This is a genomic window from Adlercreutzia sp. CNCM I-6216 (assembly GCF_977113345.1).
Window position 1 is genome coordinate 49,617 of the sequence record NZ_CDSBIE010000002.1, and the last position, 12,965, is coordinate 62,581.

The 12,965-nt window shown below is 66.7% G+C and carries 10 protein-coding genes; 7 read left to right on the plus strand and 3 right to left on the minus strand.

The window, feature by feature from the left end:
* The first annotated feature begins 105 nt into the window (after positions 1-105).
* The 7 genes from ACYVRU_RS02010 (at position 106) to ACYVRU_RS02040 (ending at position 7,904) form a co-directional block, all read left to right on the plus strand.
* A complete protein-coding gene (locus tag ACYVRU_RS02010) occupies positions 106-978 on the plus strand; it encodes a hypothetical protein (protein WP_114539485.1) in 873 nt (290 codons plus the stop codon).
* 78 nt (positions 979-1,056) lie between these two features.
* Positions 1,057-1,797 (plus strand): TorD/DmsD family molecular chaperone, encoded by a 741-nt coding sequence (locus ACYVRU_RS02015; protein ID WP_114539486.1) that lies wholly within the window; start codon positions 1,057-1,059, stop codon positions 1,795-1,797.
* A gap of 84 nt (positions 1,798-1,881) precedes the next feature.
* Positions 1,882-2,535, plus strand: a complete 654-nt coding sequence (locus ACYVRU_RS02020; RefSeq protein WP_114539487.1) for a 4Fe-4S dicluster domain-containing protein — start codon at positions 1,882-1,884, stop codon at positions 2,533-2,535.
* Between the two features lie 14 nt (positions 2,536-2,549).
* Positions 2,550-3,572 carry a 4Fe-4S binding protein gene (locus ACYVRU_RS02025; RefSeq protein WP_461185675.1) on the plus strand — a complete coding sequence of 341 codons (1,023 nt, stop codon included), beginning with the start codon at positions 2,550-2,552 and terminating at the stop codon, positions 3,570-3,572.
* Positions 3,573-3,834: 262 nt separating this feature from the next.
* A complete protein-coding gene (locus ACYVRU_RS02030; protein ID WP_452039282.1) occupies positions 3,835-5,763 on the plus strand; it encodes a UvrD-helicase domain-containing protein in 1,929 nt (642 codons plus the stop codon).
* A 402-nt stretch (positions 5,764-6,165) separates the two neighbouring features.
* Positions 6,166-7,143, plus strand: coding sequence for a MarR family transcriptional regulator (locus tag ACYVRU_RS02035; protein ID WP_114539490.1), 978 nt, complete (start codon positions 6,166-6,168; stop codon positions 7,141-7,143).
* Positions 7,131-7,904: a hypothetical protein gene (locus tag ACYVRU_RS02040; RefSeq protein WP_114539491.1), complete on the plus strand. Its 774-nt coding sequence runs from the start codon at positions 7,131-7,133 to the stop codon at positions 7,902-7,904. Before ACYVRU_RS02035 ends, ACYVRU_RS02040 begins: the two co-directional genes overlap by 13 nt.
* A 154-nt stretch (positions 7,905-8,058) precedes the next feature.
* Here the strand turns inward: ACYVRU_RS02040 and ACYVRU_RS02045 are convergent, their stop codons facing one another.
* The 3 genes from ACYVRU_RS02045 to ACYVRU_RS02055 form a co-directional block, all read right to left on the minus strand.
* On the minus strand, positions 8,059-8,970 hold the full coding sequence (locus tag ACYVRU_RS02045) for a dimethyl sulfoxide reductase anchor subunit family protein (RefSeq protein WP_114539492.1): 912 nt from the start codon (positions 8,968-8,970) through the stop codon (positions 8,059-8,061).
* An 87-nt stretch (positions 8,971-9,057) separates the two neighbouring features.
* Complete coding sequence (locus tag ACYVRU_RS02050; RefSeq protein ID WP_114539493.1) at positions 9,058-9,744, minus strand: 4Fe-4S dicluster domain-containing protein; 687 nt, start codon at positions 9,742-9,744, stop codon at positions 9,058-9,060.
* Positions 9,744-12,722: a molybdopterin-containing oxidoreductase family protein gene (locus tag ACYVRU_RS02055; RefSeq protein WP_114539494.1), complete on the minus strand. Its 2,979-nt coding sequence runs from the start codon at positions 12,720-12,722 to the stop codon at positions 9,744-9,746. The genes ACYVRU_RS02050 and ACYVRU_RS02055 overlap by 1 nt, the downstream gene beginning before the upstream one ends.
* Positions 12,723-12,965 lie beyond the last annotated feature (243 nt).

A 12,965-nucleotide genomic window follows, 5' to 3' on the forward strand; every position in this document is an offset into this window, starting at 1 on the left:
TCTCGGACGGACAATGTTTGCAAAAGTCGAACCTCGGGGGCGAGGTTCATCTCTCGCTGCGTGCGAGAGGGAAGACTGCAAGCATTTGTTCAAAGGGCGGATGACATGAAAGACACTTCCTCGTTCCTCGATCTCGCATTAGACGATTCCATGGGTTTCGACCCCCTCGGCGCCTTCGACGACGATGTCGAAGAAGATGCTGAGGAGGTAACCGGGGGCTATCTGGGCACCCCCCACACCGACGTCCCGGCGCCCGTCGTGGATACGCGCCCGGCCCCCGAGCGCATCGCCGACCTGTTCAGCGCTATGGCGCCGCGCCGTCGCACGCTGCTCGGCATGATCACGTTCTGCGCCGCGCCGCAGACCACCGACGCCCTGGATGCCGAGGTGGATCGCCTGCAGACAGACAACTTCTCCGTGTACTCCCCCGCTTCGCTCGCGAACTTGCTCGAGCGCGCCGGGGCCCTCGCCCGCGTGACCGCCGACGGCGAGCCATACCCCGAGGGCGACCCGGAGCCGGTGCTCGTGGAAGTCGACGGCGTGTCCTACTACGAGGCCGGCGAGGCGCCGGAGGTCTGCTGGCTTGCCACTGAGGACGGCGCGGCGTACGCCGAGGCCGACAAGCCCCTCGACCGCCTGACCAACCTGCTTGCCGAGGACGCGAAGTACGCCACGATCTACGAGCGCATTCTCGGCCTTACCGCCCAGGATGCCGGCGCTTCGATGCCGACCATCAACGAGGCCGTGGACAACGACGAGCTGCTGAAGAGCCCCCGTCTGTACGCGCCCCACTTCATCGACAAGCTGGAGAAATGCGATGCCGTGGAATGGCGCGACAAGAGCTGGCGCATTACCGAAGTCGGCCGCGCGGGACAGCGCATCGTGGCCGACCTCGTAGCGGCCCAGGCCGCGCCCGAGCCCGAGGCGCAGGCCGATAAGGGTGCCGAGACCGGCGAGACCACCGCGGACGCCCAGTAGCGCGGCGCCTTCCACCGCTTCCCTTCCGGTAACCAGAGGGCGGTCGAGTACGCCCCTTCGAGAACAGAGGAGATTCCCATGACCGAAACCGACACCATAGCCACTGCCGCCGCAGCAACCCCCGCGACCGAGGAGGCCACCGACCTGGCCGCCCTGGCCGAGCTCACCGCCCAGCGCTCCGCGGTGTACCGCCTGCTCGCCCGCCTCTACCGCGTGGAAGTGGACGAGGAGTTCCTGGCCGAGTTGAAGACCATGCGCTTCCCGGCCGCCACGGGCAACACCGCCGTGGACACCGGCTACCGCACCATCGCCACCTACCTGTCCGGGGCCGACGCCCACGCCATTACCGACCTGGCCGTCGATTACGTGCGGGCCTTCATCGGCCACGGCATCGACGCCTATTCCGCCGCCTACCCCTTCGAGTCGGTGTACACCAGCCCCAAGCGCCTCATGATGCAGGAGGCCCGCGATGAGGTGCTGGCCGTGTACCGCAGCGAGGGCCTCGACAAGCTGCCCACCTGGAAGGAGGCCGAGGACCACATCGCCTTGGAGCTGGAGTTCATGGCGGCCCTCGGCGACCGCATCGTGGCGGCGGCCGAGGCCGACGACGAGGCCGAGGTGGAGCGCCTGCTGGCCACCCAGCGCAACTTCCTGGCCGATCACCTGTCCAGCTGGGTGCCGCTCATGACCGCCGATCTGCGACGCTTCGCGCAGTGCGGCCTCTACCAGGGCCTCGCGAGTCTCACCGACGGCTTTCTGCAGGTGGAAGAGGAGTTCTTCGACGAGATTTTCGAGGATGGGGACGAGGACGGCGAATAAGCCCCATCACGGGGAAGGGCCCTGGGTCCTTCCCGCCAACTGCGTACTGCAACCCAAGGGCGAATGAGAGAGGAAGAGAAGACCATGGCTGAGAACGACGAGAAGGCCGCCGAGGCCGCCCCGAAGAAGGACGGGCGGCCGGTCATCACGCGCCGGGCGCTCTGCGTGGGGCTCGGCGGCACGGCGGCGCTGGTAGGGCTGGGGGCTGTGCGCTACGCCGGCAGCGCTCCGCTGGTGCGCCCGCCCGGAGGCCAGGACGAGGACGCCCTCGTGTCGGCGTGCATCCGCTGCGAGAAGTGCTACGAGGTGTGCCCCCGCGGCGTCATCGCCCCGGCGCACTTGGAGGACGGTCTGCTGAACATGCGCACCCCCGTCATGGATTTCAGCGCGAACTGGTGCGACTGGTGCACTGAGGAGAACGGCGGCGAGCCCTTGTGCGTGGCGTCGTGCCCCACCGAGGCGCTGAAACCGGGAAGCACCCCCGAGACCGGCGTGCTGGGCCTGGCCGAGCTGAACCAGGACCTGTGTCTGGCCTACCGCCTCATCGGCTGCCGCTTCTGCTACGACGCCTGCGAGTACGAGGCCATGGCGCTGGACGAGAACAACCGCCCCTACGTGCTGAACGACGCGTGCAACGGCTGCGGCGCCTGCGAGAGCGTGTGCGTCTCGTTGCAGAACGGCTCCATTTCCGCCGGGGCCACCGAGCGCGCCATCGTCGTCCGTCCCCTCGAAGCCTAAAGGAGGCCAGCGCTGTGAATACCAAGCGACTCCGCACTATCATTCCCCTCGCGGTCATCGCCGTGGTGGCCGTGGGATTCGCCACCCACGTGGGCGTGGGCACCCTGTCGGCCATCGGCTGGCAGGACATCTCGCTGCTCTGCCCCCTGGGGGCGCTTATGACCATGATCGCCACCAAGACCATGATTCCCCGGGCGGTCATTTCGGTGGTCATCGCCATCGCCCTCATCCTGCTGTTCGCCCGGGCCTTCTGCGGTTGGGTGTGCCCCGTGCCCGTGGTGTCGAAGATCCGCGGCATCTTCTCGAAGAAGACCTCAAACACCGACATGACCGGCACCGGCGTGCTGCCCGCCAGCGAGAACCCGCTGGTGAAGGCCGCCGTGGCCGACGGCGCCGGGGCGGGGACCGAAGCCGCGGCCGAGCCCGCGCCGCTTTCCGCCGACGAGCAGGCGGCCTTGAAGGGTTGCGGCTCGAAGGCCGGTTGCTCCTCCTGCGCCGAGAAGCGGGCCGCGCTGGACTCGCGCCACGTCATCCTCGGCGGCTCGCTGCTGTCGGCGGCCGTGTTCGGGTTCCCCGTGTTCTGCCTCATCTGCCCCATCGGCCTCACCTTCGCCACCATCGTGCTGGTCATGCGCCTGTTCGCCTTCGGCGACGTGGCCTGGGGCGTTATCCTCGTGCCGGCGCTGCTTTTGGTCGAGGTGGTGTTCTTCCGCAAGTGGTGCAGCACCTTCTGCCCCATCAGCGCCCTCATGAGCCTCATCGGCAAGGCGAACCGTACTTTCGTGCCACAGGTGAACGACGCGAAGTGCCGCGAGACCGTGGAGGGCGCCTCCTGCGAGGTGTGCGCCGCCGTGTGCCCCCAGGGCATCAACGTGCGCCATCCCGAGGCCGGTATGAGCTTCAGCGAGTGCACCAAGTGCCGCGCCTGCGTGGAGGCCTGCCCCACCCAGGCCATCAAGATGCCCTTCCTGCCCCAGAAGGTGCAGGGCGCATCCACCGTGGTCGTGGAGGACGAGGACGCGGTGACGGCTTCGTAGAACCCGCGCGGATCGGGCGTTGCGACCGGGAACGCGCCCGGGCCGCAGGGCCCAGGGCCGCCCGGGCAAGGGAGGCGGAAGGCGCCGCCCCCCTTGCCCCGAGCCGTAGGGAAAGGGCTCTGCCCTTGCCGCCGACAAAGGCAACCCACGGGAAAGACCGTTTCAGCGGTCTTTCCCCGGCAGGGAGTATTCGGTACTCTTTGCCGGGGAAAGACACGACGGGCGCGGGGGCTTCTCCGCGCCGACGGAAGAGAGGAAGGCTATGGCTATCGAACTGACCCCGACCCCCGAAGCCGTGCTGGTGGAGGGCGCCGTCGGTTGCGGGAAGACCACGCGCCTGGTGGAACGGGCGGCGGCGCTGCTGGAAGGCGGCGCGGCCCCGAGCGATCTGCTGGTGTTGGCGGCCACGCCCGATGCGGCCCGCATGCTGGCGGCGCGTCTGGAGGCGGCCTGCGGCGCGGCCGTGGAAGCGACCTGCGTGCGCGAAGTGGCCCTGGGGCTGCTTGCCACCGAGGGAGGCCGCGCGTTCAGCGACCGGGCCGGGCGCCTCGTCACCCCGGTGGAGATGGGTTTCATCATGGAGGACATGAAGACCTGCGGCCTGAAGAACCGCCGCCTCAAGGAGATGCTGAAGTTCTTCTACCGCAGCTGGACCGAGCTGGTGGAGGACGCCGACGGCAACGCCGACTGGCTGCTGGCCGGCGAGGAGGCCGACGTGCACGGGCTGCTGAAGGGCATCCTCGATTTCACCGGCGGCATTCTGGAACCGGAGCTGTCCGCCCTGGCCGTGCGCTACCTGCTGGCCGACGGCGAGGCGCTGGCCGGCGCCCAGCGGGCCCACGTGCTCGTGGACGACTACCAGATGCTCTCCCGCGCCTCCCAACATGTGGCGAACCTGCTGGCCCGCGACTCCATCGCCGTGGCCGCCGATCCCGCGGCCGTGGTGGAGGTCTTCGATTCCTACCCCTATGGTGAGGGCGTGGGCGAGTTCACCCAGGCCAACGCCGATTGCGAGCGCATCGTGCTGACCGAGAGCCATGCCTGCGGGGCCGCCGCCCACGCGGCGAGCCGCCTGCGCGAGGACGCGGCCCCCGGTGCCCCGGAGATCACCGGGGTCGGCGACGCCCCGGCGACGGACTCCTTCACTGCCCGGGAGAGCGCCGACCCCGCCGCCGAGGTGGCCGCCGTGGCCGAGGCCGTGGAAGCGGCCCTGGGTGCGGGCTGCGCCCCCGAGGACGTGTACGTGCTCACCTTCCATCCCGCCTGGATGCGCCAGGTCCTGCGGGCCCTGGCCGCGCGGGACATTGCCGCCGCCGCGCCCGTGGAGGGACGGCTTTCCGTGGGCGACTACCGCGACCTTGACCGCTGCGCCCCGGCGCGGCTGCTGGCGGCCCTGGACCTGGCAGCCGACCCCGCCAACGCTCTGGCCTGGCGCTCCTGGTGCGGCTTCGGCGACTATCTGGCCAACAGCGCCGCCTTCGCCGATATGCGGGCCGGGGCCGCCGCCGAGGGCGCGGGCCTCGTGGCGCTGCTGGAGGAGGCGTCGGCCGCCGCGCCCGCCGAGGGCTTCCCGAACACGGGCATCGGCCGCATCGTGGACGCCTACCGCGCCGGGCGCGAGCTCGTCGCCTCGGTGCAGGGCCTGGAAGGTGACGGGCTGCTGGACGCCCTCGCGGCCGGCCTCGGCCTGGAAGGCGACGGGGCGGCGCGGGCGCGGGCCCTCGTCGGTGCCCTCACGGCCCCGGCCCCCGGCGAGGAGGGCGGCACCGATGCCGCGACCCTGAGCCGCCGGGCGCGGCGGGCCCTGGGCGGCGCGGCCTTCGGCGACACCGCGGGCCGGGTGCTCGTGGGCGCCCCCGAGCACCTCGTCGGCCGCTCGCCGGCCGTGCTCGTGCTGGCCGGCTTCGTGAACGGCTTCTTCCCCAGCCGCGACTACTTCGACGCCACGGTCATGACCCCGGACAAGCAGAAGCTCGCCCGGGCCACCGACATCCGCCGCCTCTACGCCGCCGCGAGCAAGCCCACCGAGCGCCTCGTCGCCAGCTGGTTCACCTCCATCGACCTGGTGGGGGCCGAACAGCTCAAGCTGGAGATCGGCCGCGTGCGCCTGCGCCGCGGCGAGCGCATCGCCACCACGAGCCCGAGCATCTACTTGAAGGAGATCGAGCCCACCGAAGACCAATCCGCGTAAGCGACGCGGCCGCCCCGCCTTCCCCCTCCCGCTGCGTCTTTCCCACGCGGCCTGGGGCGGCCGCCCTCGCCGTCACACGTCGGTCCCGGCACTCATTCGCCCGCCGGGACCGGCACCCGCACCATCCGGGACGCCCCCGCCGCGAAGTGAGACACCCTACCGGATAACGCGTCTCACTTCGCCGGATGCGGAGCCCACTTTTCCAAAGCCAGTGGGACACCTTACCCGGTAGGGTGTCCCATCCGCCAGAAAGCCCCCGCTGGGAGAGATTCGCGTTGCAAGGGATTTGGGGAACGCGAGCCTCTCCCACCGGGGGCTTTTGCGTGGTGCCGCGCTTGCGCTCCCATCTTCTCTCATATAAACTGATACTCAAAATTTTTAATTGCTACAAAAGGGTATCATATGGAAGAAAGTGATCTCATCAATCAGTTGAGAGACATCGTCGGAAACGAGGCCATCGCCCCTGACGTGGATTTTGACCATGCCGCCCTGCGCGACAAGCTACCTCTCGCCACGTGCGCGCTTTTCTCGTTCGATTCGGTTCTGCTCTTCGGAAATCGCACGCTGTTCGTCCGCCCTACCGCTTCCATCAAACCTGAGATCCTCCTCTCTCAGAGCGAGCTTATATCGTCGGCACTTCAGGCACCTGTGGTGTGCCATCTCGACACCATAACTCCCTACCTGAGAAAACGCCTCATTGCAGCTCGTGCGCCGTTCCTAACGCAGGCGGGAGAGTTCTACCTTCCCGGACTGCTTCGCACGATACCATCGCCCGCGACAAAGCCGCGCCCCCTCGACACTGAGCTGACCGCCATGGGGAAAACCGCGTTCCTGCACTTTCTCTACTACGGGGGAACCCCCTCGACCATCAAGGACGTGTGCGCTCGCACCGGCCTATCGCGAGGGGGAGCCCAGCGGGCCTGCGAGGAACTTCTCCGCCACGGGCTGCTGCAGCGAAGGACAGGAGGCCCCACCAACCGCACCGCCTACTACACCGTCGCCGACCCTGCCGCATACTTTGAAAAAGGCTGGCGGCTCTTTGGCCGAACTGTCAAGAAGACACTGTCTTTGCCCCGCGACGCCGTTCCAGAGGATGCGTTCCGAAGCGGCCTTTCCGCCCTCGCCGCTCGCACTCTTCTCATGGCACCGCAGACGTCTGTTTTTGCGATAGGCCCCAAACAAGCCGCGAATCTCACGCCCTTAGCCGTCGAAGAGGGCGATCCAGCAGTTATAATCCAAGTCCTTGCCTTTGATCCAGCTCCCTTCGCCCAAGACGAAGCCGTTGACCCCTTCACCATGCTGAAGACCATCGACCGCCGCGACGAACGCATTGACATGGCGGTAGACGAAATCAAGGAGGCCGAAGGATGGCCCATCTAGAAGACGCCATTCCCGGCTTGGCAGAGTTCACGCGCTGGTTCGCCGAAGATGCGACGCGCTACGTTGTTATCGGCGGTGTGGCGCGGGAGATGATCTACCGCGAAGCGGGGCTCTGGGAAGAATCGGGCACCAAGGACTTCGATATGGTGCTCATCGCGGAGGCGCTCGATGCCCCATTCGTCGCGAAATTCATCCAGTTCGTTCGGGAAGCCCACTACACCCACGTCACCAAGAGCGGGGATGCGCAGATGTTCCGCTTCTGCCGTCCGGCGAGTTCAGCTTACCCCCATCAGATAGAACTGCTCAGTCGCCGACCCGACTACCTGGAAGGCATCGAGGCCCGTATCGGAAAGGTTCCCGTAGAAAACGCCGCCTACAGTCTGTCCGCCATTTTGCTGGATGAGGCCTACTACGGGCTTCTCGCCTCGAAGGAGGCCGTCACGCACCGCTACGGCTTCCCCACCCTTTCCCACGAGTATTTGCCCCTCTTCAAAATGAAGGCGTATCTCAATCTTCGAGAAGCCCGAGCCAACGGAGAGCCCGTACGTTCGGGGGAAATCGGAAAGCACCGACGCGATATCTTCCGCCTGTGCTCGCTTTTGCCACCGACAATTCGTGTGGAGTTACCAGGGGCATTGCGAACGGATGTGAAGGAGTTCGTGGAGATCGTCGAATGTCCCCCGCATTTCATGAAGGACATCGGCCTGGCTGCCTATGCCCCAGAAGAAGTGAAGGAAATTATCATCCGCACATATCTGTAGGTGTCATCTCAATCTTCATCGGCTATTCCATGCATCCGTAAGAGGCAGAAAGCCCCCGGTGGGGGCGGTTCGCGTTTGCAAGGGGTTTGGGGATGCGAACCCGCCCTCATCGGGGGCTTTCGTTGTCTCAGGATGGCCCTGAGAAAAATCGAGCCTAGTACAGCATGAACACGCTGGCGCCCAGCTCGTAGAAGACGACGCGCATGCAGATGGCGCCGATGACGGCGGCGATCACGGCCACGGCCATCCACAGCTCGGCCCGGGAGGCCACGGCGGTGCCGTCGGCGGCCGGGGTGGCACCGGAGCGCTTCTCCAGCAGGGCCGCGATGAGGGGCACCACGGCGCCCACCAGGATGACGCCGATCCACATGAGCGGCGCCAGCTCACCGGTGAACACATTGCCCACGGCCGTCACGTCCACCAAAGGCGCGGTGGGCATGGTGGGGTCGGAATAGTAGCCCACCGTAGTGAACGAGCCCTCCAAAAACTGGAGCGTCACGGCATAGACGATGGTGGTCACCGCGTTCACGGCCGCGCCGATCAGGGCCACCGTGGCCGCCAGCCGCACCGGCTCCTTCACGATGGCGCACACGAGGGCCACCGTGGCCGGCCCCAGCACACAGGCGTTGCCGAGCACGTAGAAGATCCACAGCACCGAGTCCCACGCGGGACGGGCGCTCATCATGTAGGAGTGGGCCATCACCACCACGAGCACGGCCGCCAGCGCGATGGAGAGCACAGCCAGCCACGCCGGCACCTTCCCCTCGTCGCGGCGCAGGTACACCAGGTACACGATGGCCGCCACGGCCAGCACCACGATGGCGATGAGCTCCTGGGTGATGCCGCTGGTCAAATGTCCGAAGCCGTTGAAGATGCGTTCGAAGTGCTCCAGATGGAAGAACACCGCGATGCCGCCGGCCGCCAGCAGCACGGCCGCGGTGATCCAGCAGGACAGCTGGGCCTTGGGGGCCTCACCGCGCAGGGCCAGCACTGCCTGGGTGCCGAACACGCCGGCCGACCAGGCCACCAGGGTAGTGAACAGAATCAAAGGCCATTGCAGTTCCATAATCAAAATCCTCTCTCCTAGGTTCCCCCGGAAAATCGGCAGAAGAGCAGGGCGCCCTGGGAGGCAAGACGCCCTGCCGAAGCGATGCTACTCGCCGCCCTGCCAGGTCTCGCGGCGCAGGATGTACACGAAGCTGGGCTTGTTGCCCACGTCGGGCAGATGGTGGATCTCGGCATCGGTGTAGGGCTTCACCGGGTATTCCGGGCCCTCGCCGGTGCACTCGCCCAGGGTCACCCGAGCCGCCGCGCAGCCATCGTAGGACTTGTCGCCGCTTTTCACCGGCGCCCCCGGGGCCACGAAGCTCTCGAGCCCCTGCTCCAAATCGCCGAAGAACCGCGCCCGGCCGCCGCACTGGGCCACGCACTGGGGCAGCTCGTCCTGGGCGATCTTCTGCTCGCACAGGGTGCACTTCTCCACCACACGTTCGGTCTCGTTCAGGTAGCGCACACCGTAGGGGCAGCTCATGGCGCAGAACTGGCAGCCGATGCACTTCTCCTTGTCCACCTGCACCGTGCCGTCGGCCAGCTTATGGGAGGCGCCCGTGGGGCACACCTTCACGCATTCCGGATCTTCGCAGTGCTGGCACTGCATGGTGAGGAAGTACGTGTACACGTCGGGCCACTGGCCGCCTTCCTGGCGCGGGTTCGGGCCGATGCGCAGCACCTTGTTCCAGTAGGAGCCCACCGGCACGTCGTTGGTTACCTTGCACGAGATGGAACAGGCCAAACAGCCCACGCACTTGTTCACATCCGTGAGAATCGCGTACTGGGTCATTATGCCTCACCCCTTTCGGAAGCGTAGTCGGGCAGCCACTCCTTCAGGCGCGGGTCGTCGCAGGTATGGATGATCTCCGTGCCGTCGTCGCCGCAGGGCACGGGGTTGCCGAAGGGCGAGTTCTCGGGCGTGGCCTTGTACACCTTCACGCCGTAGGCGCGCAAGTTGGACGAGCCGCAGATGCGGTCCTGGGCATGGCGGTCGATGAGGCAGTTCACGCCGGACAGCATGAAGCCATGGTCGGGCTGCTTCAGCTCCGGGTACCACCACTGGTGCTCGGCGTTCACCACGCCGGGCTCGATGCCGTAGTACAGGTCCACCACTTCGCGGATCTTGTGCTGGTCGGTCTCGATCCACACCCAGTCGCCCTGGGTCACGCCGATGCGCTCGGCGTCCACCGGGTTCATCTCCAGGCGCGGCACGGGCCACAGCTCGCGGCACCAGGGCAGCTGCCGGTGCTCGGAATGGAAGTAGGTGCCCTGGCGGCGTCCCGTGGTCATGAGGAAGGAGTTCTCGTCGGCGAACAGGTCGGGGTCGGCCACCGGCCCGTGAGGCGCCTCCACGAACAGGGGAAACATCTCCTTGTCGGAGAACTGCTCGGTGTCGGAGTAGGGCAAATTCGGGCGCACGCCGTCATTGCCGGCGCCGTTCACAAGCCACGACTCCAAAAGCAGCGACCAGATCTCCTGCTTGTGGGTGGTGGTGTTCCAGCCCTGGTGCTGGGCCTCGGGGGGCAGCGGCGGGAAGTCGCCGTTCACGGCGTTGGTGCCCACCTGGTAGCGACGGTAGGTGCCCCAGGCCTCGGGCTTCTCGACCTTGGAATCGAACCAGCCGTTCTTCTGGAACTCCGCTTTGTAATCGTCCCAATCGGGAATGCGGAAGCCGGCCAGGCCCACCTCGTTGCAGTGCTTCACGGCCTCGTCGCCGGTGAACCACTTCGCGCCGTGCTTGGCCTCGTCGAAGTAGGGCACGCCGGCGGCCTGGTACAGGCCCACGACGATCTCCAAGTCGTTTTTGGCCTCGCCGGGCGGGTCGATGGCCTTCACCGTGGCGCCGAAGGCGCCGGAAGAGCCCTGGGACTTGCGGATGCAGTCCAGCTCCATCCAGTGGGCGGCGGGCATGGCGATGTCGGCGATCATGTCCACGCAGGGGGTGTGCCACAGATCGATGGAGCACCAGAAATCGAGCTTCTTCAGCTGCTCGGCGGCGTTGATGGAGTTCGACTGGTTCATGAAGTCGCCGGTCTGGCCGATGCCGCAGGTGACGTTGTAGGGGGTGCCGGTCTCGATGGCGTCGTAGATGCTCGTGGCGTCGGCCCAACCGGGGCCGCGATCCGACCCGATCATGGGAAACTCGATGGAGCCCAGGATCTTGCTGGAATCGTAGGGCGGGATTTCCGGGGAATCGGGATTGCACATGCCCAGGTCGAAGAAGGGCCAGCCGGGGGTGGAGCCGCGCATGCCGCCGGGAATATCCATGTTGCCGGTAATGCCGCACACGAGGTCGCAGGCGCGCTGGTTCTGCACGGAGTTGCAGGCATGCTCGGGGGCCAGCATGTACTGGATGCCGCCGTTGCCGTAGCCCGTGGAGGGGTCCACGCGCGTGGCATAGGTGATGGCCGCTTCCTTCAGCACCTCCGGGTCAACGCCGGTGATCTCGCTGGCCTTCTCCGGGGTGTAGTCGGCGAGGAAGTCGATGTAGTGCTCCCACACCGTGCGCACGTGCACCTTGGTGCCGTCCTTGAGCGTCACCTCGCGGCCGCCCTCTTCCGTGTGCAGCGCCGGCCAGAGACCGTCAGGGAAGGGCACGTAGTCCAGCACGAAGCCCTGGGTCTGACCCGTGGCGTCCAGGCCGGGCTGATTCGCCTCGCGACCTTCCGTGGCCGGCTTCCAGTCCTCCCCTTCCCAGCCGGGGTTGGCAGCCGTGGCGTCGTACCAGGACAGCTCGCCGTTCTTCTCGTTGATGACCATGAAGCGGCCGTCGGAGCCGCCCTCTTTCAGGTCGGATTCCTTCAGAATGCGCGTGACGATGTTCGCCGACTGCTGGGCGGAGCTCGTGGGCGTGGGCTTGAAGCTCTCCTCCTGCACCACCAGCATGGGAGCGTTCATCCACTTGCGCACGTACAGATCGTCGTACAGCTCGTTCTCGATGATGACCTGGGCCCAGCAGTTGGCCACGGCGCCGTCGGTGCCGGGTCGCAGGTTCACCCAGATGTCCGCCTCCTTGCCGAGGTTCGTCTGGCGCGGGTCCACGATGATGTGCTTGTCGGCGCGGGTGGCCACGTCCACCGTGGTACGGCAGCTGTCGTCGTAGTTGGAGAGCTCGGAAGCGCCGCCCCACTGCACGAACACGCGCGGGCGGCCCACCACTTCCATCCAGCTGTAGGCGTTGGAGGCGTCGATGGCCGTGGCGTAGAAGCGCGGCCCCTTGCAAATCTCGTTGGCCTGAATGCCGTTGGGGCTGCCGAACAGCTGCTTGAAGGCGCCGTAGGGGGCCATGGACCAAATACGCGACGTGCCGCCCATAAAGATGCAGGTTTCCTTGCCGTACTTGTCCTGGTTGGCATGGATGGCGTCCACCGTGGTCTTGTAGGCCTCGTCCCAGCTGATGCGCTGCCACTGGGGGTCTTCGCCCTTCGGGGTGGTGCGCTTCAGCGGATAGCGGAGCCGGTCGGGGTGGTAGGCCGCCTGCAGTGACGCCTGGCCCTTGGCGCAGTGGTTGCCCGCCGACTGGAAGGCGCTCTCGTCGCCCTCGCTCTTGATGACGCGACCGTCCTGCACCGTCACCCACACACCGCATTCCATCTTGCCGCAGCCGCGGCAGGCGGAACGGATGCGCTTGACCTCGTTGCCCTTCTCGGGGCCGGCGTCGGTCTCGGCGAGGGCCGTGCCGGTCGCGCCGGCGCCCAGGCCCGCGGCCGCCGCCGTGGCCGCCGCCACTTTCGCGAAGGTGCGGCGCGTCATGGTCAATGAAGCCATGGTTCTCCTCCTCTCGAATGAGTCTGACCCTTCATCAGACACTGCACGACCCTACCGCGCCCGCCCCGGCCGCACCATCGGGCTGGGAGCGCGTTTTTGGCGAAAATGCAACAAATGAGAAAATCATGCTGGTAGCACGATAGGTTTGACCTGGGATTTCTTCGCTTCCTTATTGACAGCGGGTCATTTTCTCCGCAGACGCGCCGGAGCGTTTACAATAGATGGGAGGTTAGGGGGAAATCC